Origin of the sequence: Haloarcula sp. DT43 (genome assembly GCF_037078405.1) — an archaeon.
Lineage (GTDB): Archaea > Halobacteriota > Halobacteria > Halobacteriales > Haloarculaceae > Haloarcula > Haloarcula brevis.
The window spans coordinates 31,943-55,474 of sequence record NZ_JAYMGZ010000003.1 but is presented as its reverse complement, the minus strand read 5'-3'; the positions used below and the strand labels follow the sequence as shown (position 1 = coordinate 55,474).

The window sequence follows — 23,532 nt, the reverse complement described above, 5'->3', positions numbered from 1 at the left end:
CCCCGCCGCTCCGACGGTCGATGAACCTCGCACGCGCGAGTTCGCTGCTGTTCCTCGTGGAACTGCTGAACACGGCGCTTGGCTTCCTCGGGACGGTGTACTTCGCCCGGGCGCTGGGCGCGACGCTGCTCGGCGTCTTCTTCCTGTTCGAGGCGACCCTCTACACGATGGCGACCGTCGTGGACTTCGGGCTCCGCGGGGCCGTCGAGAAACGCATCAGCGCCGGAGACGACCCCGGCCAGATGTTCGGGGCGGCGGTGGTCCTGAAGCTCCTGCTCATCGCCGTGGTCTCGGCCACTGTCCTCGCACTCCGGGACCCGCTGGCGGCGTACGTCGGGGCCGACCTCGCGGTCGAACTGGTCGGCGTCGTCGTCGCCTTCGAACTCTCGATGCTCGTCGTCCACGTCCTTCAGGGGGAGCTACGGGTCGCACAGACGGCGGTCCTGCACTTCCTGCGGAGCCTGACGTTCGTGACCGTGGCCGTCGGTCTGCTGCAGTACGGCTACGGCGTCCGGGCGCTCGTGTGGGCCCTGCTCGTCTCGTACACGGTCCTGTTCGTCGGGGCGAGCCTCCGCCTCTCGACGCCGCTCTCACGGCCCGGGACCTACCACCTCAAGTCGCTGTACGACTACGCGAAGTTCAACGGCATCTGGGGGCTGGGCGGGCACGTCTACAACTGGATGGACGTCATCGTCATCGGCCTCTTCCTCTCGCAGGCCGCCGTCGGCGCGTACGAACTGGCGTGGCGGCTGACCACGACGGCCATCATGTTCAGCACCGTCTTCGCCAGGGTGCTGTTCCCGCAGCTCTCGGCGTGGCAGGCCGACGGCGCGGTCGAGAAGGTCCGGGACCTCATCTCCGACGCGATGACGACCTCGCTGTTGCTCATCGTCCCCTCCGTCGTCGGTGTCGCGCTCATCGGCGGGGAGATACTGGGCATCGTCTTCGGCCCGGAGTACACCATCGCCGCGGCCGCCTTCGTCGTGTTGATGGTCGAGAAGCTCCCACAGGCGCTGAACCTCGTCTTCGACAAGGCGATTCAGGCCTTCGACCGGCCGAAATACGGGGCCATCGCCACGGTCGTCTCGCTGTCGACGAACGTCGTCCTGAACCTCTTTCTGGTGCCACGCTACGGACTGGTCGGCGCGGCGGCTGCGACGCTGGTGTCCGTGACGGTCAACACCCTGTTGCTGTGGTACTACCTCGAACGGCTCACCCCCGTCCGGTTCCCGGTCCGTGACGTCGGCTGGACGGTCGCGGCCGCGCTGGGGATGGGCGTCGCGCTTTTCGGTCTCGTCCGCGTGCTGTCCGTCGAGACGCCCGCCACACTCGTGGCCGCCATCGCGGTCTCGGCGGTGGTCTACGGCGTCTGCGTGCTCGCCGCGCCGCCGCTACGGGTGAAAGTCGTCGAGAGCGTCCGGAGCGTCCGCGGCTAGCTGGTCAGCCGGTAGACGACGCCCTCGGTCTGCCCGAGCGGGTCGTCGGCGAGGGCGGCCCGCGTCCCCAGAACGTAGCTGTCCGCGCCGTCCTGCCCGAACGACAGCACCTGGATGTCGAGGCCGCCGTCGACCTGTAGCTCCTCGACGGGCCAGGTACCGGCGTCCTGTGGCGCGGCAGCGAGGAGCCGGCCAGCCGGGGTGGTAAACGAACTCGTGAACACCCCACAGAGGTACGAGCCGTCGACAGCGGCGACCGACCCCTCGTGGATGTGGCCGCCGATGACCGCGAAGCCCACCGCGTCGCCCTCCTCGTCGAAGTGCGGGAACTCGAAGACCGGGTCGACCAGCGGCTCGCCGCGGTCCGACTCGACGAGGCACTGGTCCTCCGAACTGGTTCCGAGCTGCGGGTCGTGGCAGTGGGTCCCCTCCTTCAGCGGCCAGCCGTAGTTGGAACCGGCCTCGATGACGTCGACCTCCTCCCAGGTGGCCTGCCCCACGTCACCGGCGATGAGTCGGTCGCCGCTGAAGGCCATCTTCCACGGGTTCCGCAGCCCCCACGCGTACAGTTCGTCCCGCCCCTCACGGCCGACCAGCGGGTTGTCCGCGGGGATACCGTACGGCGTCGTCTCGGTGCGACTGTCGACGTCGATGCGGTAGATGCAGCCCTTGAGCGTGTCGAGGTCCTGTCCGTGGTACGGGTTCAGCCCGTCGCCCAGCGAGCCATAGAGGTACCCGTCCGGCCCGAACTCGATGGACCCGGACTGGTGAATCGGTCGGTGCCACGGCAGGTCGAGCAGTACCCGTTCGCTGTCGGGGTCGACCGCCGACCGGTCCCCGGTGGCCCTGAACTCCGAGAGCACCTCGCGGTGGTCGATGTCGGCCTCGGTCGACGGCGCGCTGTATCTGACGTAGCACAGCCCGTTCTCGGCGAAGTCGGGGTGGAAGGCCAGCCCGAGCAGGCCGCGCTCGTCGTATGAAATCCAGTTCGGGAGCCCCTCTCCCAGCGCGACCATCCGGTCCGTGATATCGAGAAACGGCGTCGACCGCAGCCCGTCGGCGTCGTGGACGTGGACCGTCCCGACCTGGTCGACGATGAACCGCCGGTCGGCGTCCTCGTCGGCGGTGACGAGCGCGCTCGGGGAGGTGAGTCCGGTGGCGACTTCCTCCAGTCCGACCGTCGGTCCTTGTTCGAAGTACGACCTCGAGATACCGTCCGTTCCGTCGTCGGGGGTCGCTGTCGCCGTGGGCGTCGCTGACTCCGTCTCTGTGGGCGACTCCGTCACCGTGGCGGTCTCCCCGGGAGACGACCCGAGACCGAACTGTGAGCAACCGGCGACAGTTCCAGTCAGTCCAGCGGCACCGACCGCTCTGAGAAACTCTCTCCGGCGGAGTAAGCTGCCCTTTCGCGACCCTCTATTCATATGGCAGACATGGGATTCATCCATTTAAGAGTTTACCAGTCCCTACCGCAACATAGGCCCGCTGAGAAACGTATATTAAGCCTGCAGGAGATTGGTAAGGTATGCATTCTCGCTCGGTGGGTAGATGAAGGCGGTCGTCTTGGCAGCCGGGCAGGGGCAGCGACTCGGTCCCCTGACCGAGGGGCGACCGAAGCCGATGGTTCCGGTGGGCAACAAACCGATTCTAGAGAGCGTCCTCGAAGCGGCAATCGCCGCCGGCGTCGACGAGGTAGTGCTCGTCGTCGGCCACGAACGCGAACGCATCCAGACGCACTTCGGCGACGGCGACGAGTGGAGCGTCGACATCCGGTACGTCGTCCAGCCACACCAGTTGGGTGCGGCACACGCACTCTCGCAGGTCGAGTCGGCAGTCGAGGGCCACTTCTTCGTCCTGCACGGCGACCAGATAGTCGACGCGGCGCTACTGGAGCGCCTGCTCGACCGCTGGGACGAAACCGCGACGCCCACCATCGCGGCCGTTCGGTCGGACCGCCCGACCGAGTACGGCGCGGTGGAGGTCGCCGGGGAGACCGTAGAGTCCGTCTCGCGGACGCCGACCGACGACCCGCCGTTCCTGGTCAACGGCGGTGCCTACGTCTTCGACGAGCGCGTGTTCGACGTGATTCGGGACATGCACGAGACGACGGACGGCGACTTCGGGATGGCGACGGCCCTCCAGCGGCTCGCCGACCGCGGGAGTCTCTCGGCAGTGCTGCACCGCGGCTCCTGGCAGGACCTCACGTACCCGTGGGACCTGCTGGCGACGAACGCCGCGCTCGTCCACGGCCGGGCCGACGACACCGACCCCCGCGGCGTCGACGACACGGCCGCGGTGTCCGACGGCGTCGCGCTCGACGGGAGCGTGTCAGTCGGGCCGAACGCGACGGTGTTCTCGGGGACCTCGCTGGGCGAAAACGTCCGCATCGGCGCGAACGCGGTGCTCTCGAACTGCATCGTGATGCCCGGCGCTCGTATCGGCGACGGGGCGGTCGTCCACGACTGCATCGTCGGGGAAGCGGCGTCTCTCGGCCCGAACGTGACCGTCGAGGGCGGACCGGCGACCGTCGTCGTCGGCGACGCGGTCCACCGCGAGGTCGGGCTGGGTGGGGTCGTCGCCGACCGGACGACGCTCCGGGGGAACGTGACCGTGACGCCTGGGACGGTAATCGGGCGGGAAGTGCTAGCCGACAGCGGGACCGTCCTGCGGGGACGTATCGCGTCGGGCGAAACAGTGCGGAGAGGGTAATCATGTGTGGGATAATCGGATACATCGGCGACTCGGAGGCCCGGCCGCGGCTCGTGGCCGGACTGCAACGACTGGAGTATCGCGGCTACGACTCGGCGGGTATCGCGCTCGCCGACGAGGAGCTATCAGTGTTCAAGCAAGCCGGGACCGTTGGAGACCTCGACTTGCCGGTGGAGACGCCACAGACCTGTGGCATCGGCCACACGCGGTGGAGTACGCACGGGAAGCCGACCGACGCGAACGCCCACCCGCACACCGACTGCTCGGGGCGGGTCGCCGTCGTCCACAACGGCATCATCGCCAACTACGACGAGCTGCGCGAGACGCTCCCCGACCACCGCTTCCGCAGCGAGACCGACACGGAAGTCGTCGCCCACCTCGTCGAGGCGGAACTCGAAGCCGGCGTGGACCTCCGGGCGGCGGTCGCGGCCGTCGTCGACCGCATCGAGGGGAGCTACGCCCTCGGCGTCGTCGCGGCCGGCTACGACGGCATCGTCGCCGCACGGCGCAACAGCCCGCTCGTCGTCGGCCACGGAGCCGACGGGAACTTCATCGCCAGCGACGTGACGCCACTGCTCGAACACACGCGCTCCGTGTCGTACCTCGAAGACGGCGACGTGGCACACCTGACCCGGGATGGCGTCACGGTCCACCAGGACGGCGCGCTCGTCGACCGGGCCGTGACCACCGTCGAGTGGGACGCCGACGCCGCCGAGAAGGGCGGGTACGACCACTACATGCTCAAGGAGATACACGAGCAGCCGACCGCTCTCCGGCAGGCTATCGCCGGCCGTATCGACCCCATCGAGGGCCGCGTCGAACTGGACGACCTCTCGCTGTCCGACGACTTCCTCGCGGGCATCGACGAGGTGCAGTTCGTCGCGTGCGGGACGTCGTATCACGCCTGCATGTACGGGAAACAGCTGCTCGAAGAGCTGGCGGACGTTCGCGCGACCGTCGAGTTCGCCAGCGAGTACGACGTCGGGAGCGGCCGCGACCCCGAACGGACCCTGGTGGTCGGTGTCAGCCAGAGTGGGGAGACGGCCGATACCCTGCGTGCCCTCCGGACGGCCAGCCGCTCGGGGATTCGGACCCTCGGCGTGACCAACACCGTGGGGAGTACGATGGCACGCGAGTGTGACGACGTGGTGTACATCCGTGCCGGGCCGGAGATAGGCGTGGCGGCGACCAAGACGTTCGCCTCACAGGTCGTCGTCCTCGCGCTGTTCGCGCTGACCGTCGCAGAGCGGCGCAGCGAACTCGACGCGACCGTCGGCAGGGAACTGGTTGAGCACCTCCAGGACCTCCCGGGGGCCGTACAGGGTGCTCTCGACCGCGACGACGCCATCGAAGAGGTCGCCGTCGCCTACGCCGCCGGCGAGGCGTTCTTCTTCATCGGCCGCCGGTTCGGCAACCCCGTCGCACTAGAGGGGGCGCTGAAACTCAAGGAGATATCCTACGACCACGCCGAGGGCTTCCCGGCGGGCGAACTCAAACACGGCCCGCTGGCGCTCGTCACCGAGGGGACGCCGGTACTCGCGATACTGACCGACGGGACTCGGCCAGAGGAGACCCGGAACAACGTCAAGGAGGTCCAGTCCCGCGGCGCTCCGGTCATCGCCCTCACCGGGGCCGGCCAGGACGGCGACTACGAGGTGGGCTTCGAGGTGCCGGAACTCGGGCTGCTGGAGCCCCTCGTGGCGAACGTCTACCTCCAGTTGTTCGCTTACCACGTCGCCGACGACAAGGGCCGCGCTATCGACAGGCCGCGGAACCTGGCGAAAAGCGTCACAGTGGAGTAGCGCCCACGGGTCGTGAACTCCCCCGCCAGCAACTGACGGTCGGACGACAGTAGCAGTAAGGGATATCGTTGCTGGTAGCCAAGTACTTATCAAATGGAAACTGACCCACCACCGGGAGACGACGCCGACATCACGCGCCGCGAACTGCTCAAACTGACCGGCATCGCCACAGTCGGTGCCGTCTCGACGGCCGGGTGTCTGGGGCGCAGCGATATCGAAGTCGCCGAACTCGGCTACGGTGGGGTCCCGTGGCGGGCGTCCAGCGCCGTTCCGCCAGGGCTGACAGGCGCGAATCCCCTGTCGGTCGTCGGCCCCAGCGACGGGCTCGTGGGCCACTGGCCACTCGACGGGAGCGGTGGAACGGTCGCTGACGTGGCGGGCGGCAACGACGGCGTCGTCCGCGGGAACCCGGAACTGGGCGTGCCCGGCGTTCACGGTTCGACGGCGGTCGCGTTCGGCCCGACCGCGGACGACTACGTCGAGGTCGCGCCCGCGAGCGTCCTCGCACCGGCCGAACTCAGTTTCGCCGGGTGGTACCGCACGACGAGCGGTGGGGCCGAACAGACCGTCCTCCAGAAGGCCGACGCCCGCTACGGCGACGAAGGTTATGCCGTCGATGTGCAGACGCCGAACAGCCTGCGCGCACACGTGGGCGTCGAGAGCGGGCGGGCGACGGTCAATCCCTTCGGCGTGGCGACACACGACGGGGCGTGGCACCACGTGTGCTGTACGTGGGACGGCGAGGCGTTCGTGCTGTACCTCGACGGCGAGGAACGCGACCGCGACACCGCACAGTCCGGCGCTGTCGTCCACAGCGACCGACCGCTGTACGTCGGGTACGGCGACAACGGGTACGCCAGCACCTACGCCATGAACGGTGCCGTCGACGACGCTCGCGTGTACGACCGCGCTCTCGGTAGCGACGAGGTGGCCGCACTCTACGAGGGAGTCGGGACGCAGACGGAAACCGAGACGCCGACGGTCACTGACACGCCGACGCCGACCCCAACGCCGACGCCCACCGAAACACCCACACCGATACCAACGCCGACGCCAACACCGACCGAGACACCGTCATCTACGCCGACGCCCACACCGACGTCCCCCTCGTCGCAGCCAGCGCCGGTGGCCCGCTGGCAGTTCACAGAAACGGGCGGGACGACGGTGGCCGACAGCGCCGGGTCGAACGACGGGTTCGTGCGCGGGTCGCCGACGCTTGCGGCGGATGGCGTCTTCGACACGTCGGGCATCGCTTTCGGGCCGACGGCGGACGACTACGTCGAAGTCCCCGATGCTGGCACCCTCAGGCCGGCGACGGCGCTCTCGTTTGGCGGGTGGTACCGCACGACGAGCGGTGGGACCGAACAGACCGTCCTCCAGAAGGCCGACGCCCGCTTCGGCGACGAGGGCTACGCCGTCGACGTCCAGAGCCCGAGCCGCATTCGGGCCCATCTCGCCGTCGAGAGCGGGCGAGCCACCGTCAATCCCAGCGTCGACACCCACGACGGGGCGTGGCACCACGTGTGCTGCACGTGGGACGGCGAGGCGTTCGTGCTATACCTCGACGGCGAGGAACGCGACCGCGACATCTCTCAAGCGGGCGAGATAGTTCACAGCACCCGGTCGCTGTACGTCGGGTACGGCGACAACGGGTACACCACCGTATACGACCTAGACGGGTCCGTCGACGACGTCCGCGTGTACGACACGGCCCTCACGGCCGCCCAGGTCGCCGCGGTAGTCGACGGGGCCGGGACCGACGGAGAGACGCCGAGCGACACACCGACTGCGACGCCCATCCCGAACGACGAGTTCGGCGAGAGTGGCTACGGGAGCCACGGTTACGGCGGTATCGTCGCCGGGAGCAACTGATGACAGACAACCACCAATACGAAACTCCCCCGTCCGGGTCACTGGACTGGGACCAGCCGCTGAACCGCAACTTCGAACGCATCGACACGGACGTGGAAGTCCGCGACGCCGACGCCAATCGGTCGAACTACGTCGCCAAGGCCGGCGCGAAGTTCCTCGCGACCGACACCGGTAACGTCTATCTCGGCGACGGCGGTTCGTGGACACAACTGGGGACCATCGGCCCTGGCAGTAGTGGCTCGGGCGACGCGACGAGCGTCACCTCGCTCATCCTCGAGGGATACGTCGTCGCGCTGGGACGGAACAACTCCGCCCCGCGCTCCGTGGACCCGACGACGACGGCGACGCCGGTCCAGGACGCGCTGGACATCGTCGACGCCGCGGGCGGCGGCGAGGTCCGACTCCCCGCGGGCGTCATCGAGGAGACGGGGCCGATTCGTCCCTACGAGGAGACGCAGATAGTCGGTCTCGGGGTCGAGCTCTCGAAGGTCGCCATCACCGACCGGAGCGCCGACGGCATCCTGTTCGACCGCGACTCGGGCGTGAGCCGGGTCAAGCTCGACGGCTTCGCGTTGAACGGACCGGCGGGCAGCGAGCCAACGGGGGTCGCCATCCACCACGCCAACCGGGATACCCAGGACCTCTTCGTCGGTCGCCTCGTCCTCTGGGGCTGGAACAACTCCGTCTACCGCGTCGACGAGGGCGTCGGGCCCTTCCAGTGTCGCCACGACCAGCTGACCGTCTACGAGTGCGACGCCGGCGACCAGGACGGCCTGTTCGAGTTCCGCTCGTGGTACGGACCGGCGAACTGGTTCGGGACTATCGCGGCCTACCCCACCGCCACCGTCAGCGGGCGGAACACGACGGTGTTTTTCACCCGCGGCGGCACCCAGACCGTCGACTCGCTCACGATGGGCGGGTCGGCGGGCGTGGCCATCGACCAGACGTGGGACAGCCTCATCGAGTTCGGACACGTCCACTGGGAGCCGACGACGAACCCAACCGACCCGCCCGCTATCGTCCGCCTGCGCGGCCACGGCACGGCCGTCATCGACACGGTCAAACACGTCACCGGCGTGGCCGACTACGTCTACGAACTGGGCTACGACAGCTACAACGGCCGGGGTCCCAACCGCAAGGTGCTCGGACCCTACATCGAACTGGGCGCGGCGGCGGACATCACCAACACCGTCGTCAACCTCGCGCATCCGGTCGACCCCGACGAACCGTCGCTGTACGAGGGGTCCCCCGACGACGTGACCGTCACCCACACCGAGGGGTCGACCGGTGGCTTCCGGGCGCTCGGCACCGCCGGGACCGGCTTCTGACCTCGGCGGTTCCGTCGGTCGTTAAGTACCATCACCCCGGAGTGAGGTAGTATGACAGACGATACGTCGCCCGACGGCGCCGACCGGTCGCACGACCGACTCCTCGCGCACGCCCGCCACCGGACCGACCCGCTCGTTGCCGGACTCCGGCGACGCCTCGCCTCGTCGACGCTCGTCGAGCGCGCGGCCTGGCACACCGGCGAGCGCCTCCACATGCGCACGCCCGAGCGACGGCGACGGCCCGACCCGGTGGACATCCGGGGCCGGTACGCGAGCGAGACCGTGCCGTCCTATCCCGTAAATGCCGAGCGAGCGCCCGAGCGGTTCGTCCCGGCCGGCGACATCAATCCCGTCCTCACCGCCGCCGACGTGACCGACTTCGGCCGAGCGGACTGCGTCGCCGACCCGTTCCTCTTCGTGACCGATGCGGGGGACTGGCACATATTCTTCGAGATATACACGCAGAACCGCCGGCCGACGGCCGCAATCGGCCACGCCGAGAGCGACGACGGCTACGAGTGGACCTACGACCGCGTCGTCCTGGAGACGGACGAACACCTCTCGTACCCCTACGTCTTCCGATGGGACGGGGAGTACTACATGGTCCCCGACCGGTGGGCGAAGGAGCTGGGGCCCGCGGGCGTGACGCTCTACCGGGCCAGGTCGTTCCCGGACGAGTGGGAACCGGTCGCCGACCTCCTCCAGCCGGCGACCCCGCTACACGACTTCAGCCCGTTCCGCTGGGAGGGACGGTGGTGGGCGCTCATCGGCGACGGGACCGACCTCTACGCGTACTACAGCGACGAACTCGAAGCGCCCGACTGGACGCCACACGCCGACAACCCTGTCGTGGCCGGGCGGCCGACGGCGGCCCGACCGGGAGGCCGGCCGCTCGTCTTTCCCGACCATGTCCTCGCGTTCTATCAGGACTGTGCCGGCCGCTACGGCGAGCGAATCCACGCCTACGAGATTACCGAACTCACGCCCGAAACGTACCGGGACCGCGAACGGGCCGACTCGCCGGTCGTGGACCCGCCCGGCGGGCTGGGCTGGAACACCGGCGCGATGCACCAGGTCGACCCGTGGTTCGACGGCGAGGGCTGGCACTGCGCCGTCGACGGCAACCTCGGCCTCGGCTACCAGGTCGTCGGCGAACACCACTGGGCCATCGGCATCTACCGAGCCTAGGGGAGTTCCTGCGGGACGGGGTCAGGCGCGGTCAGGCCTTCGAGGAAGCCGACGCCGTAGTAGCCGTACTGGGCCGCGAGCATGACCGGGACGAGCAGGGCCAGCGGGCTCCGTCTGTCACGGTAGACCTGCGCCGTCGCGTAGCCGCTGACCAGGAGGTAGGCCAGGGCGAGCAGGGGGAGGTATCGGGCCTTCCGGCGCGCCAGGTCCGCCAGCGCCGCCGCCGTGCCGCCGCCGAGCGCCAGGGACGGGAGCGCGGAGTACCACCGGACGACTTTCCGGTGACGGCGCTGGATGCGCGCCATGGCGTAGCCGTACGAGCGCCCCTTCTTGCAGAACGACCCGAAGTCCGGCGAGAGGTGGTGCGAGACGGCAATCGACGGGTCGAAGACGAAGCGGTAGCCGGCCTCGCTCAGCCGGAAGTGAAACTCCGCGTCCTCGCCGACGTTTATCTCCCCGTCGTAGCGGTGCTCATCGAACACAGCCGCGTCGTAGAGGACGTTACAGCACGCGACCGACCGGACCTCCCGCACCCGGTCGATGGCGTGTGACTGCGGCGACCCGCCCGACCCGAACACCGTCCCCTGGAGGCTCCCGACCAACTTCGCAAAAGCGGGGTCGTCCGGGAACGGCCGGTTCGGGCCGCCGACGCCGGCGATGTGGTCGTCCGTGTCCGCGATTCGCTCGACGTGGGCGCGGAGCCACGTCGCGGGGACGGCACAGTCCGAGTCGGTGAAGGCGACGTACTCGCCGGCGGCCACCTCGACGCCGCGGTTCCGGCACGCGCCGATTGTCCCGCCGTCGACGGTATGGAAGGCCGCGCCGTACTCGGCGGCCACGGCCGCGGTGTCGTCGTCGCTGCCGCCGTCGACGACGAGTATCTCGTAGCGGTCGTCGGGGTAGGTCTGAGCTACCAGCGACGCCAGCGTCTCGCCGACGGTCCGCCCGGAGTTGTAGGTGACGACGACGACCGACACCAGCGGGTCGACGGCGTCGCCGCGTTGCTGTCCTGTCACGGCCTATCTCTCGCGATGTCCGTGAATAACGCTGTCGGTAGGCTAGCCCATCCACAGGCCGGCAACCGCAGACGAGAGCGCTGCCAGTCGGACCGAGCAGCGGTCGCCGCCCCGGAAAGCATAACACCGGACTCAGCGTACGGTAGGACGAACCTACTCGACCGTCGCCCAGCGACGACCACCACATGTCAGACGAAACCACCTCACAATCCGACTCCCAGCCGTCCTACCGCGTCCTCGGGTGTGCGACGGAACACCCGAGCCACGTCTTCCCCGTTCGGACGCCGTTCAATCAGCGCTCGTTCGACGCGCTCAACCGAACCGGGGTAGACCTCGACGTAGTGTCGCCGACGCCCTACGCCCCGCCGGTCGGCCCCTTCTCCGAGTACCGGCGCGTCCCGAAGACCGAGCGATGGGGGTCCTACGAGGTCCACTACCCCCGGTTCCTCTACGCCCTGCCGAAACGCTACCTCTATCACTACTCCGGGCGCTCCGTCCGGAAACGCGTGGCTCGCTACGTCGAGCGGACTTTCGAGACGCCACACGACGTGGTCCACACCTGTGGGTTCTATCTCGACGGCTACGGCGTGCTCACGTACTGTCGACGCCACGACATCCCGCTGGTCGCGCTCTCACACGCCGGGGACCTCAAGAACTTCGACCGGTTCAACGACACCGTCCAGTCCCACATCCGCGAGACCATCGACTACGCGTCGGCCGTCCTGACCGTCAGCGACGAACTGGCCGACCTCGCCCGCACCTTCACCGACGCGAGCAAGGTCGAGACGCTCCCCATCGGGGAGGACCCGGAGAAGTTCCCGACCGACCGCCGGGCCGCCATCCGCCGGGAACTGGGCATCGACCCCGACACGAAGCTCCTGCTGTACGTCGGTCGCTTCGAGAAGGAGAAGGGCGTCCGGGAGCTCGCGGCCGCCCTGGAGGGCTTAGACCGGACGGACGTGAGCGTCGCGGCCGTCGGCCACGGCGGCGCGCTCCGCTGGTGGTTCCTCGACCGACTGGGCGAACTGCGCCATCCCGCCCACGCCTACTGGGAGCTCGACCCCGTCGCCGTCAGGCGGCTACAGGTGGCGGCGGACCTCCTCGTCCTCCCGAGCTACTTCGAGGCGCGGCCGACAGTCATCTACGAGGCGATGGCCGCCGAGACGCCCGTGCTGGCCTCGAACGTCGGCGGCATCCCCGAGATGGTCGTCGACGGCGAGACCGGCGTGCTGGTTCCGCCCGCCGACGCCGCGGCGCTGACCGAGGCGCTGGACCACCTGCTGGACGACCCCGACCGACTGCGTGAGATGGGTGCGGCGGGCCTACAGCGCCTGCTGGACAACGAGTGGACGTGGACCCGCCACGGCGAGCGGCTGGCTGCGGTCCACCGGAGGGTCATCGATGCCTGAGCCACGGGTCAGCGTCGTGATTCCGGCGTACGAACGCGGCGACGTGGTGGGCCGGGCGGTCGACAGCGCGCTGGCCCAGACCGTCAGCGACATCGAGGTGGTCGTCGTCGACGACGGCAGCGACGACGACACCGCGGCTGTTGCCGAGGCGTACGACGACGAGCGGGTCCGGGTGCTCACCCACGGGACGAACCGCGGTGTCAGCGCCGCCCGCAACACCGGCGTCGAGGTGGCCGCCGGCGAGTACGTCGCCTTCCTCGACTCCGACGACGAGTGGCTCCCCCGGAAACTGGAGCGCCAGCTCGCGTCCCTTGACGGCCGGGGCGAGGAGTGGGTCGGTGCGTACTGCGACGTGACCGCCGCTGGCCTCTCCCCGCTCGGCCGGCTCGCCGCCGTCGTCTCCGAGCGGCTCTTTCGGTCGGCCGCGCCACGCGAGGGCGGCCGGGAACTGGCCGAGGCGCTGCTGTCGTTGCAGGTGTTCATGGGGCCGGGGTCGACGCTGCTCGTCGAGCGCGAGGCGGTCGAGTCGGCGGGCGGGTTCGACGAAGGGCTGTCCATCTACGAGGACTGGGACCTGGTCCTGCGGGTCCTCGCCGCGGGGAAACTGGCCTACGTCGACGAGCCGCTGGCCGTGACACACTTCACCGGCGACGCCCCCGCGGAGGCCTACGCCGCGAACGACCGCCGCTACCTCGAACGGAACGCCGCCCTCGTCGCCGCCCTCGAAGCGCGGGGCGTGCCGGTCGGGCAGGTCCACCGGATGGGGCTGGTCGGCCACTTCCTCGCCGAGGGTCGCTTCGGAGAGGCCGGCGCGTACCTCGACGTGGCGACCGTCCTCCGACCGAAGAACCTCGCTCGGCTGGCGTTCTGGTCGGTGCTCGGGCTGAGAGTCCTCGCCGGGGGGCAACGATGAGCGACCCCTACGACGTGCTGGCCTGCTGTATCCATCACCAGAGCCACCCGCTCCAGGTCCGGTCGCCGTTCAACCACCGGTCGTTCGACGCCATCAACCGCACCCACGCCGACCTCGACGTGGTCGTGCCGACGCCGTTCGCCCCGCCGGTCGGCCCCCACTCCGAGTACTCGCGGGTGCCGGCGACCGAGCGCTGGGGGACCTACGTGGCCCACTACCCGCGCTTCCTGTACATGGTGCCGAAACAGTACTTCTACCACGTGTCGGGGGACTCCCTCCAGAAGCGAATCCCCCGGTACGTCGAGCGGACCTTCGGGACGCCACACGACGTGGTCCACACCTCCGACGTCTACCTCGACGGGTACGGCCTTCTCCCGTATTGCCGCGAGCACGACGTGCCGCTGGTGGTCAACAGCCACGCGGTCGACCTGCACAACTTCGACAGTTTCAACGACGGGGCTCAGGCCCGCATCCGCGAGACTATCGACTACGCCGCTCGAATCATGGTCGTCAGCGACGAACTGGCCGAAGTCGCCCGGCGGTTCGCGCCCGCGGAGAAGATACGGACGGTCCCCATCGGGGAGGACCCGGAGAAGTTCCCGACCGACCGTCGGGCCGCCATCCGCCGGGAACTGGGCATCGACCCCGACACGAAGCTCCTGCTGTACGTCGGGGCGTTCACCGAACAGAAGGGCGTGAAGGAACTGGTGGAGGCGGTCGGCGCGCTCGAACGCGACGACGTGATGCTCGTCACCGTCGGCCACGAGGGCGACCTGCGGTGGTGGCTGCTGGAGCGACTGGGGGAGCTCCCACACCCCGCGCGGTCGATGTGGCGGCTGGACCCGGTAGCGCTCAGGCGATGGCAGGTCGCCGCCGACGCGCTGGTGCTCCCGAGCTGGACCGAGGGACGGCCGACGGTTCTCTACGAGGCGATGGCGGCGAAGACCCCGGTCGTCGCCTCGTCGGTGGGTGGCATCCCCGAGATGGTCGTCGACGGCGAGACCGGCGTGCTGGTCCCGCCGAAGGACCCGACGCGGTTGGCCGGGGTGCTTGACCGCCTGTTCGACGACCCCGAGCGCCTGCGGGCGATGGGGACCGCCGGCCATCGGCGGCTACTCGACCAGGACTGGACGTGGAGCGCCCACGCCGACCGCGTCACGGACATCCACGAGGCGGTGATGGCCGAATGGTGACCGTGTCCGTGGTCATTCCGTACAGCGAGCGGTTCACGCCGCCGGAGATGCTCGAAGAGGCCAAAGCGACCGTCGCGGCACAGACCGTCGATACGGAGCTGCTGGTCGTCGACGACGTGGACACCGGCCCGGCCGACGCCCGGAACGCGGGGTTAGACCGGGCCGACACCCGGTACGTTGCGTTCCTCGACGCCGACGACCTCTGGGCCCCGGACAAACTGGCGCGACAGCTCGACCGGATGGCGGAGACGGGCGCTGGCCTCTGCGTCGAGGGGCCGAAGACCACGCTCGACGACTTCGTCTACGAGGTGTTCGTGGGGGACCGCTCGGAGGTGACCTCCTCGATTCTCGTCGACACCGACCGGGTCGGGACCCGCTTCGAGACCGGGCTGGACCGCGGCGAGGACCTGCTGTACGTCTTGGAAGCGGCCAGCGACGGCGGGGTCTGTTGCTGTCCCGACCTCTTCGAGCGCCGCCGCCACGGGGAGAGCATGACGGCCTCCGGGATGGCGGTCGACGAGTACCGCCGGCACGCGAAGCGCTTCGGCTACCTCGTCAGCGAGCGCGTCCCGGAGGCCCAGCCGTACCTCCCGATTTACTACACTCAGCTGTACACTGACCTCGGCCTGGCCTGTCACGAGGCCGGGGAGTACGACCGCGCCGTGACCTACCTCGGGCGGGCGGTCCGCATCTCGCCACACCCGTTTTCGGTGGCGTACCTGTGCCGGAGCCTGTGTTACAGGCTCGTGCCGTTCTCGCCGTAGAGCCCGGCAAAACCGTCCGAGCTCCGGTAGACGCGCGTGTGGTCCGTGGTGTACACCTTGGTCCGGGTCGCGTCCGCGACGGAGAACCGGGCCCTGGAGACGGCGAAGGTGTCCTGCTCGCCGACGCGGAGCCCACGGCCCAGCGCGACGACGTTCCAGGTCCAGCGCTCGCGGGCGACCAGGTACGTCGCGTCGCTCTCCAGACCGGACGGCGCGGCGTCGAGTTCGGCCGTGGCGTTGAACCGGGCCGTCTCGAAGGCGCGGTTGGTCACGCGGTCGGTTGCCGTCGGTCCGTCGCCGTACGCGCCGACGAACCCAGCCGTCGTCTGGACGGCGCGGAACTGGTCGCCGCTCATCGAGACCTGCTCGCGGGGTTCCTCGATGTAGATGTCGGCTACGTCGTCGGCCGTGAGGACGGTAAACGCCGTCGCGCCGCCCAGCGCGGCGACGAACACCACGGCGGCGACGGCGTACCGCCGGTCGACGGCCAGCACGCGTCGGAGGCCGACAGCCAGCGGGAAGATAGCGACCAGCGTCACGACGAACTGCAGCCGCTCTAGCTGTGGGACGGGAACCGGAAGCGGGAGCAACAGTACCGACAGGCCGAGGCCGGTGACGGCCATCGTGAACCCCCGCTGGTACGCCCGGGGCCTGTCGAGCAGCTCGTAGCCCGCGAGCAACAGTACCGCCCACAGCCCGGCGGCGTACAGCCCGGTCGGCGTCAGCAGCCACTCGACGGCCCGGGCGACGCTGTCGACCGGGAGCGCCGTCCCGTACGTGTACAACTGCTGTGGCGGCACCGTCGCCACGTCGAGCAGGAGGCCGAGGCTCAGTTCGACGATGCCGACGGTGATGAGGCTCGGGGAGTACGACCAGTAGACGAGCAGGAGCACCGCGCCCACGACGCCGGGGAACAGCCAGCGGTACCGGAACCACCGCCGCACCTCCGGTACCGGGCTGTCGAACAGATACGGCCGGGCGAGGGCCACCGGCACGGCGGCGGCGGCGACGAGCGCGAACAGGACGTACGTCAGGTGGTGGGTGACGACCATCGTCGCGACGAGCGCGACGACGAAGACGGAGAGTCGGCGAAAGCCCCGCTCGTCGGCGGCGTAGCGCAGCCGGCTGGTGACGTAGATACCGACGAGGACGAGGAGACACGCCAGCGCCTGCGGGTAGAAGTACAGCGCGTGATAGGAGAAGAATTCGAGGACTGTGACCGAGAGCGCGGCCGTCAGTCCGAGCCGCTGTGAGCCAAACACCGACCAGCCCAGCAGGTACGAGAGCGGGACGACGAGCGTACACAGCGCGATGCCAGCCAGGACGAGCGCGTCGTAGCTCCGCAGCCCCGTCGCGTGTCGCACCGTCCCGACGAGGAAGTGAAACACCGGATAGAGGTCGTAGCCGTGTGGAATCGCCGCCGTGGAACGCGTCCGAAGGAGCGTATCGACCGCCGCGACGTGAGCGAAGGTGTCGGTGCCGCCGAAGTAGAAGCCGGTCGTGAGGTACTTCCCGAGCCGGCCGGCCAGAAAGAGCGCGCTGAGCTGTGTCAGTATCGCCGGCGCAGCGGGGTCGGCCCGAAGCTGGAGCGCAACGACGCCCAGTCCCAGCGGGAGGACGACCGCGAACGGCAGGACCCGTGAGCCCACCAGCGCCGTGGCGACGACGCCACCGCCGGCGAGCAACAGGACGGCCTTCGTCACGAGACTCGGCGGCACCCGCCGCGAGCGGGCGGGGCGGTCGCCCCGCGACAGCACGAACAGTAGAAGCGCCACTGCGGCCCCGACGAGGGTGAACCCGGCGCGCAACAGCGTCGGCCGGGGGAGCAGGCTGAGGCGGTCCGCGGCCAGCAGTCCCGCGCCGAGGAGCAGACAGACGGCGAACGGAAGCGCCTGCGTCCGCCGTTCATGAGTGAGAGCGACCATCGGGGTTTCGTTGGTAGCCGTTTCGCGGGTGTGACCAAAAGCGTTGCAGTCGAGGTGTACGCTTAACCGTCTCGCACCCAAGGAGCAGGTATGTGTAATCGGCGGACGGTACTACGGCTGAGCGGTGTGGCGCTGACCGGCGGCGTGGCCGGGTGTGGCGGGTCGAGTTCGGACGCGACGGAAGGGGGGACGGAGACGCCGACGGAGATGGAGACCGGGACACCGAGCGCTCACACCGTCGAGATGACCGACAGCCTCAACTTCGAACCGGAGACGCTGACGGTCAGCGTCGGCGACACCGTCGACTGGGTGACGACCGGGGCCGTCGCCCACAGCGTGACGGCCTACGAGGAGGACCTGCCCGATGGGGCGGCGTACTTCGCGTCGGGAGAGTTCGACAGCGAGTCCGCCGCCCGGAAGTCCTACCCGCAGGGGAGCGTCAGCACCGACGAAACATACAGTCACACGTTCGAGACGGCCGGGGAGTTCCCCTACTTCTGTATCCCGCACGAGTCGGGCATGGTCGGGACGGTCGTCGTCGAGTCAGGCTAGGTACGCCCGGAGGCCGTCCGCCAGCGTGACGGTCGGCTCGTACCCCAGCCGGTCGACGATTTTGTCGATGTCGGCCACGCTGTGGCGGATGTCGCCGTCGCGGGGGGCGACGTGGGTCAGTTCGGCGTCCGGAGCCACCTCGTCGCGGATGACCTCGGCCACCCGGCGGATGGTCGTCTGTGAGCCGGTGCCGACGTTGAACGCCTCCCCTGTGGCGTCGGTGGTGGCCGCGAGCAGGTTCGCCTGCACGACGTCCGCGACGTTGACGAAGTCGCGGGTCTGGTCGCCGTCGCCGTGGACCGTCACCGGGCCGCCGGCCCGGGCCTGTTCGGTGAAGGCGGTTATCGCGCCGGCGTAGTCGCCGCCGGACTGGCGGGGGCCGTAGACGTTGAAGTAGCGCAGCGCGACCGTCGGGAGGTCGTAGAGGTCGGCGTAGAGGCGACAGTAGTGGTCCCCCGAGAGCTTCTCCAGCCCGTACGGCGAGGCCGGACGCTTCGGGGCCGTCTCGGCCACCGGCGTCGACGCCGGCGCGCCGTAGATGGCGGCGCTGGACGCGAATACCACGCGGGCGTCCTGTCGCCGCGCGGCTTCCAGCACCGCGAGCGTCCCCTCGGTGTTGATGCTGTGACTCGCCGTCGGGTCCTCGACGGAGCGGGCGACGCTCACGAGGGCTGCCTCGTGGAACACGATGTCGGCGCCGTCGATGGCGGCCGAAAGCGCCGCCTCGTCACGGATGTCCCCCTCGACGACCGTCGCGTCGTCGGGGCAGTTGGCCCGGTCGCCGGTCGAAAAGTCGTCGAGAATTCGCACCTCGTTGTCGGGACAGAGGGCGTCGGCGACGTGGCTCCCGACGAATCCCGCCCCGCCCGTTACGAGCACCGTCCGCCCGGCGACAGTCTGGTCCATGTCTCTCTCTCGCTCGGACGCGTCAAATACCCGCTGGTGCTCACCGCGTCCGAGATGCCTGCCACCACGGCGCACGGGCGAAGTGGACGAGGAAGACGCCGCCGACGGCCACGGCCGCGAGAAACAGCCCCACCAGCGTCCCGGTGAGCTCCACGTCGGCGGCGAAGTCGGCGAACCCGACGAAACCGCCGTAGGGGTACGGCGGCAGTACCGGCCACAGCAGGAACGTGAACTCCCCGGTCCGCCAGTAGTAGAGGGCCGCGTAGGTGTCGCCGAGGAGGTGGGTCAGGTAGCCAAACGCGAACGCGAGGCCGACCTCGGGATGGTGCCGGTGCCACGCGACAGCGACGACGACGGCGCTCACGGGCACCACGAACAGCAACGAGTGCGCCAGCGACCGCCCCGACGGTATCGCGTTGAACCACCACGCCAGCGGCTTGTCGATGACGTCCGCCAGCTGGGTACCGACGAGCACCGCCAGCAGTTCGGCCTTCGAGAGCCGTCGGCCGAGCAGGAACACGACCGCGAGAAAGAGGAGGTAGCCGAAGGCGGCGTGAGTCCAGGGAAACATCTACGGTACTGACGGCGCGAACGCCCTTGAACCCGCTGCTCCGGCTGTCGGTGCGGTTATACCCCCCTGTGCCGTAGCGAGCCTAATGACGACCCCGCGCCAGCGACAGTTCCTGCTGTACCAGGCCGCGTGGACCCTCGCAGGTATCGCGCTGCTTGCCAGCGCCGGCCGCCTCACGGTCGAAGTAGCCTTCGTCGTCGCCTTCGTCGGACTCGTCGTCGTGACGGCCCTGACCGCACCGATCCACGCCACCGTCGGGTGGCGCACCCGTCTGCGCTGGCCGCTACTGGTCGGAGCGGCCGTCTTCGCCGTCTTCGTCGGCCTCCGCACCGTCGAGAAGTTCCTCGGCGCGCTGTGACCACCGGCAGGAGACCACGAGCACCCCGTCCTCGACACTGGTGTCGACGCGAACCCCCGTTTCGAGGGCGTCCGCGAGCGCGACGCCGACGACGGAAGCCACGGGGTGGTCGAACAGTGCCGCCGTCCCGACGCGGCTCCCGACGACGGTGACCGTCGCCTCGCCCGCTGCGGTCGTGGCGCTCGCACGCCCGGCCAGTTCCAGTTCATTGATCACGACATCGACCACTACCGCGAGCCGCTCCGCGGCCGGTCCGTCACCGACGGGTGTCTCCGTGGCGGCCAGCAGTCGCGTGCCCACAGGGTCGAACGTCTCCCCGCCGACGGCGAGCGAGACGCCGTCGTCGCCGGGGACGTACCGGTGTGGGGCGTCGGGCGCGCGCCGACGGGCGTCGTCGGCCATCGTGGTGTAGACGGCCGTCGTCACGGCCGCCGGGACCGTCGGCCCGGTGAAGACGAACCGCAACAGCACGGCGAGAAACAGCGCCGTCCCGCCCCACGAGAGCAACAGCGTCTCGGCGGCGGGCACGGCGACGGCGGCCACGACGAGGACGAGGCCCAGAGCCGCAAAGACAGCGGCCGGCGCCCGGGGACTGACCCGGTCCCGGAGGCGGCCGCCCGCGGCGACCTCGGTCCTGCTCACGGCCGACCACCGACTGAACAGCGCGCGCCCGTCATCGTACTGGAGTCCTGTGGTGACGGCATTTAGCTGTTGCCCTCGCCGCGCAGTCGCTTGAGCGTCGGATGCCCGTTCAGCACGTGCATCATCAGCGACGTGACACAGAGCAACAGGCCGCCGAGCGCGAACAGGATAGCCGCCGCGAGGGGGGCCGTCGCCAGCGTCCCGGTCTCGACGTACCCGGAGAGGAGCCACATCGCTACGGCGACGCCGACCAGCGTCGTGACGGCCCCAGGGAGCCCCAAGATGAGCAGCGGCCGACCGTACTCGACAGTCCAGAAGATGTTCCGCAGGAGGTCCATCCCGTGGGAGAACGAGTCCTGTGAGCTGCCGTTTTCGACGTCGTAGGAGATGGTCGTCCCGACTTCGGCGACGCTGAGCCGGTTGCGGTGTGCGTGATAGAGGATGTCGGTGCTCGCGCCCATGTTGTCCCCTATCATCGGGTCCGCCGCGAGCGAGCGCGTCGCCATGCGGCTGTACGCGCGGTAGCCGCTCTGTGTATCGTGGATGAAGCCGCTCGGGCGGAGCTTGCCGAGGCTGGCGTTCGTGAGGCTGTTGATGACCGCCAGCCCGACCGAGCGGACGAACGGGACTTTCGTGTCCCGTTCGCCGACGTAGCGACTGCCGATGACGATGTCCGTCTCGTCGCGTTGCTGTGCCTGGACCAGGGCCGGAATGTCCGCCGGGTCGTGTTGCCCGTCGGCGTCGATGACGACGAGGTGAGCGGCGTCGCGTTCAGCCCCCTCCCGGAATATCGTCTTGAGCGCGCCGCCGTACCCACGGTTGCGGTCGTGGACGACGACCGTCGCACCGGCCGTCCGGGCGCGGTCGGCCGTCCCGTCGTGACTCCCGTCGTCGACGACCACGACCTCCTGCGCGTAGGGGAGCGCGCTCTCGACGACGGAGCCGATGCTGTCCGCCGCGTTGTACGCCGGGATGCCGACGACGACCGTGGGGTTGGTCGGCGACTGGTTCCACAGCTCCGGAATGGCGATGACCTCGTAATCGGCGTCCGTGGCCGCTGTCGCGGTCCGTTCGTAGTCGATGCGCGGGCAGTCACGGGTCTGGAGGACGATACCCGGGAGACCCTGCCCTCTGGCGGTCTGTGATAGCACCCGGTGGAGCTGTAACTGCGAGGCCCACTTCGAGGGCGGCGCGGAGACGACGGCCCCCAGCGTTTCGAGTATTTCGAGCGTCTCGGCGTCGCCGTCGACGCCCTGCGTCGTGACGAGGACGGCGTGGCCGCGCCGCCTGGCCCTGAGGACGGTCCGGACCACGGCGTCCTCGTTGGTCGGCGTGAGGATGACGCCGATAGCCACGCCGGCCAGCGGGTCGGCCGCCGGCGTCGTCCGGCCGGTTATCATCGGCAACGCGCCGTCCGTGCGTGCGGTAACCGTGTCGGCAGACATCGAGAGCGGCGTCGTGGTCCCCTCGGCGTCGACCCACGTCACCGTCGGCGACGCCGGTCCGCTCTCGGCCGCCTGCAACACCTCCGCCGTCGGCTCGGACAGTGCCGAATCGACCGGCCCGTCGATACGGTAGCAAAACTCCGCGTCGGAGCCGGGCTCGGCCGTGTAGGTCACCGTCACCGTGCCGTCGGCGTAGGCGTCCACGGACCCGTCGTCTCCCACCCGGAGCGTGTGGTGTGGCGGTACCGGCTGTCTGAACGAGACGCGGAGCGGTTCGGTGCCGTCCGTCGCGACGGCGACCGTGACCAGCCGGCTGTCGGCGTCGAGTTCCACGACGGTTCGTGACACCGACGGTGTCTGCTGCCCCCTCCGCGTGCTTTTGTCTATTTGTGTCAATGTTAGGACCACACACCCACTGTTTACGTACCAATTGTAGAATAAAACCGGATAAATAGGTATCGGATACCACACCAACACGTCAAGAGGTCGTTACGAGCCCGATCTCGAAAACCGCCGAGTGACCGCTATCGACTGACAGAGACCCAGAGTTGGACGCGGCGGAACGGCGACTCCGACCCCCGTTCGTAGAGCCGGTAGGTCAGCCGAAGCCGGTCGCCGACCATGGAGGGGCGAACGGTGTGGCGTCTGACCGTCGACTCGCCGGGCGCGACAGCCACGTCGAAGGAGCCGAGCGGCTGGGACTCCGTGACGGTGGCCGACTCGCCGTCGACACGCACGCGTTCGAGCGCCGCGGCGACGGTGCCGTCGAACCCCGCCGCCTGGGTCGTTCCGACGCCGATACCGACCGTCACCGGCTCGCCGGCGGTCAGGGCCGTCGGGTAGCTCCCCGCGACCAGGTCGCCGGACTCGTCCTGCCCGAGGACGTAAAACTCCGTCACCGATGGCTGAGACGACGACTCCGCGGCGACCGCGGCGACGCCGGCCGCCGCCACGACGACCACGAGCACCGTCATGACGACACCGAGCGCCCCGTCACCCGCGACGGCGGCACGCGTCCGCGCCCGGACCGTCGCGACGGTCGCTCCTGCCCGCACGTCGGCCGGGACCTGCTTGCGACGGTACCAGGCGATAGCCGTCGCCGACAGGGTCAGCACGGCGAGCGCGACGACGACCGGGCCGCGCTGGAACCCCCAGACGGTCAAGTCGAGCGCGACGCCCACGACGGCGATGACCACGACGCTCCCGGCGGCGCTCAACACCAGCCGGGCTATCCACGACGTGCCCGGACCCGGCCCCGCGTCGCCCGCCCGCGGGAACACAGCCGAGACGAGCGCGTACCCGGGCCCCAGGAGAACGAACGGGAGACCGACCACCACGGCGAGTGTTCGCCACTCGCCGAGCGGCGTGAACGCGACAGTCAGCACCGCCGCGACACCCGCCACGACCGCGAGCAGGTCCGCCCGCGGCACGACTCCGTCATCTCTCTCGACAGCGGCCATAGGCATCCCTCGTGACGAGAGAGCTAAAAGCAAGCGGATGCTG

The 23,532-nt window shown here is 69.4% G+C and carries 20 protein-coding genes; 12 read left to right on the top strand and 8 right to left on the bottom strand.

What is annotated here, in order from left to right; translation table 11 throughout:
- Positions 1–20: 20 nt before the first annotated feature.
- Positions 21–1,436 carry a flippase gene (locus VI123_RS12145; RefSeq protein ID WP_336338326.1) on the top strand — a complete coding sequence of 472 codons (1,416 nt, stop codon included), beginning with the start codon at positions 21–23 and terminating at the stop codon, positions 1,434–1,436.
- On the opposite strand, the gene VI123_RS12140 is transcribed toward VI123_RS12145, so the two are convergent.
- A complete protein-coding gene (locus tag VI123_RS12140) occupies positions 1,433–2,722 on the bottom strand; it encodes a PQQ-dependent sugar dehydrogenase (protein ID WP_336338325.1) in 1,290 nt (429 codons plus the stop codon). The genes VI123_RS12145 and VI123_RS12140 overlap by 4 nt on opposite strands.
- A 262-nt stretch (positions 2,723–2,984) precedes the next feature.
- Here VI123_RS12140 and VI123_RS12135 point away from each other — a divergent pair, with 262 nt between their 5' ends.
- From VI123_RS12135 to VI123_RS12115, 5 genes are all read left to right on the top strand, one after another.
- Positions 2,985–4,145 (top strand): sugar phosphate nucleotidyltransferase, encoded by a 1,161-nt coding sequence (locus VI123_RS12135; RefSeq protein ID WP_336338324.1) that lies wholly within the window; start codon positions 2,985–2,987, stop codon positions 4,143–4,145.
- A 2-nt stretch (positions 4,146–4,147) separates the two neighbouring features.
- Positions 4,148–5,947, top strand: coding sequence for a glutamine--fructose-6-phosphate transaminase (isomerizing) (glmS, locus tag VI123_RS12130; protein WP_336338323.1), 1,800 nt, complete (start codon positions 4,148–4,150; stop codon positions 5,945–5,947).
- 93 nt (positions 5,948–6,040) lie between these two features.
- Complete coding sequence (locus VI123_RS12125; RefSeq protein WP_336338322.1) at positions 6,041–7,819, top strand: LamG domain-containing protein; 1,779 nt, start codon at positions 6,041–6,043, stop codon at positions 7,817–7,819.
- Complete coding sequence (locus VI123_RS12120; protein WP_336338321.1) at positions 7,819–9,147, top strand: hypothetical protein; 1,329 nt, start codon at positions 7,819–7,821, stop codon at positions 9,145–9,147. The genes VI123_RS12125 and VI123_RS12120 overlap by 1 nt, the downstream gene beginning before the upstream one ends.
- A 51-nt stretch (positions 9,148–9,198) precedes the next feature.
- Complete coding sequence (locus tag VI123_RS12115) at positions 9,199–10,335, top strand: glucosamine inositolphosphorylceramide transferase family protein (RefSeq protein ID WP_336338320.1); 1,137 nt, start codon at positions 9,199–9,201, stop codon at positions 10,333–10,335.
- On the opposite strand, the gene VI123_RS12110 is transcribed toward VI123_RS12115, so the two are convergent.
- On the bottom strand, positions 10,332–11,351 hold the full coding sequence (locus VI123_RS12110; protein ID WP_336338319.1) for a glycosyltransferase: 1,020 nt from the start codon (positions 11,349–11,351) through the stop codon (positions 10,332–10,334). The genes VI123_RS12115 and VI123_RS12110 overlap by 4 nt on opposite strands.
- A 185-nt stretch (positions 11,352–11,536) precedes the next feature.
- On the opposite strand from VI123_RS12110, the gene VI123_RS12105 reads away from it, so the two are divergent.
- Genes VI123_RS12105 through VI123_RS12090 form a run of 4 tightly spaced genes read left to right on the top strand, consistent with a single transcriptional unit; the run spans position 11,537 to position 15,630 of the window.
- Entirely contained in the window at positions 11,537–12,760 is a 1,224-nt protein-coding gene (locus VI123_RS12105) for a glycosyltransferase family 4 protein (protein ID WP_336338318.1), read from the top strand.
- On the top strand, positions 12,753–13,673 hold the full coding sequence (locus tag VI123_RS12100; protein ID WP_336338317.1) for a glycosyltransferase family 2 protein: 921 nt from the start codon (positions 12,753–12,755) through the stop codon (positions 13,671–13,673). The genes VI123_RS12105 and VI123_RS12100 overlap by 8 nt, the downstream gene beginning before the upstream one ends.
- A complete protein-coding gene (locus VI123_RS12095) occupies positions 13,670–14,866 on the top strand; it encodes a glycosyltransferase family 4 protein (protein WP_336338316.1) in 1,197 nt (398 codons plus the stop codon). The genes VI123_RS12100 and VI123_RS12095 overlap by 4 nt, the downstream gene beginning before the upstream one ends.
- Complete coding sequence (locus VI123_RS12090) at positions 14,860–15,630, top strand: glycosyltransferase family 2 protein (protein ID WP_336338315.1); 771 nt, start codon at positions 14,860–14,862, stop codon at positions 15,628–15,630. The genes VI123_RS12095 and VI123_RS12090 overlap by 7 nt, the downstream gene beginning before the upstream one ends.
- Here the strand turns inward: VI123_RS12090 and VI123_RS12085 are convergent.
- Positions 15,603–17,555, bottom strand: a complete 1,953-nt coding sequence (locus VI123_RS12085; protein WP_336338314.1) for a hypothetical protein — start codon at positions 17,553–17,555, stop codon at positions 15,603–15,605. The genes VI123_RS12090 and VI123_RS12085 overlap by 28 nt on opposite strands.
- A 90-nt stretch (positions 17,556–17,645) precedes the next feature.
- On the opposite strand from VI123_RS12085, the gene VI123_RS12080 reads away from it, so the two are divergent.
- On the top strand, positions 17,646–18,107 hold the full coding sequence (locus tag VI123_RS12080; protein WP_336338313.1) for a cupredoxin domain-containing protein: 462 nt from the start codon (positions 17,646–17,648) through the stop codon (positions 18,105–18,107).
- Here the strand turns inward: VI123_RS12080 and VI123_RS12075 are convergent.
- Positions 18,099–19,013, bottom strand: coding sequence for an NAD-dependent epimerase/dehydratase family protein (locus tag VI123_RS12075; RefSeq protein WP_336338312.1), 915 nt, complete (start codon positions 19,011–19,013; stop codon positions 18,099–18,101). The two genes, VI123_RS12080 and VI123_RS12075, sit on opposite strands and share 9 nt — an antisense overlap.
- Positions 19,014–19,053: 40 nt before the next feature.
- Entirely contained in the window at positions 19,054–19,584 is a 531-nt protein-coding gene (locus VI123_RS12070; protein ID WP_336338311.1) for a metal-dependent hydrolase, read from the bottom strand.
- An 85-nt stretch (positions 19,585–19,669) separates the two neighbouring features.
- Here VI123_RS12070 and VI123_RS12065 point away from each other — a divergent pair, with 85 nt between their 5' ends.
- Positions 19,670–19,942 (top strand): hypothetical protein, encoded by a 273-nt coding sequence (locus tag VI123_RS12065; protein ID WP_336338310.1) that lies wholly within the window; start codon positions 19,670–19,672, stop codon positions 19,940–19,942.
- Here the strand turns inward: VI123_RS12065 and VI123_RS12060 are convergent.
- From VI123_RS12060 to VI123_RS12050, 3 genes are all read right to left on the bottom strand, one after another.
- Positions 19,868–20,584, bottom strand: a complete 717-nt coding sequence (locus VI123_RS12060; protein WP_336338309.1) for a hypothetical protein — start codon at positions 20,582–20,584, stop codon at positions 19,868–19,870. The genes VI123_RS12065 and VI123_RS12060 overlap by 75 nt on opposite strands.
- A gap of 62 nt (positions 20,585–20,646) precedes the next feature.
- On the bottom strand, positions 20,647–22,377 hold the full coding sequence (locus VI123_RS12055; RefSeq protein ID WP_336338308.1) for a glycosyltransferase family 2 protein: 1,731 nt from the start codon (positions 22,375–22,377) through the stop codon (positions 20,647–20,649).
- Between the two features lie 176 nt (positions 22,378–22,553).
- Complete coding sequence (locus VI123_RS12050; RefSeq protein ID WP_336338307.1) at positions 22,554–23,489, bottom strand: DUF1616 domain-containing protein; 936 nt, start codon at positions 23,487–23,489, stop codon at positions 22,554–22,556.
- Positions 23,490–23,532: the final 43 nt, after the last annotated feature.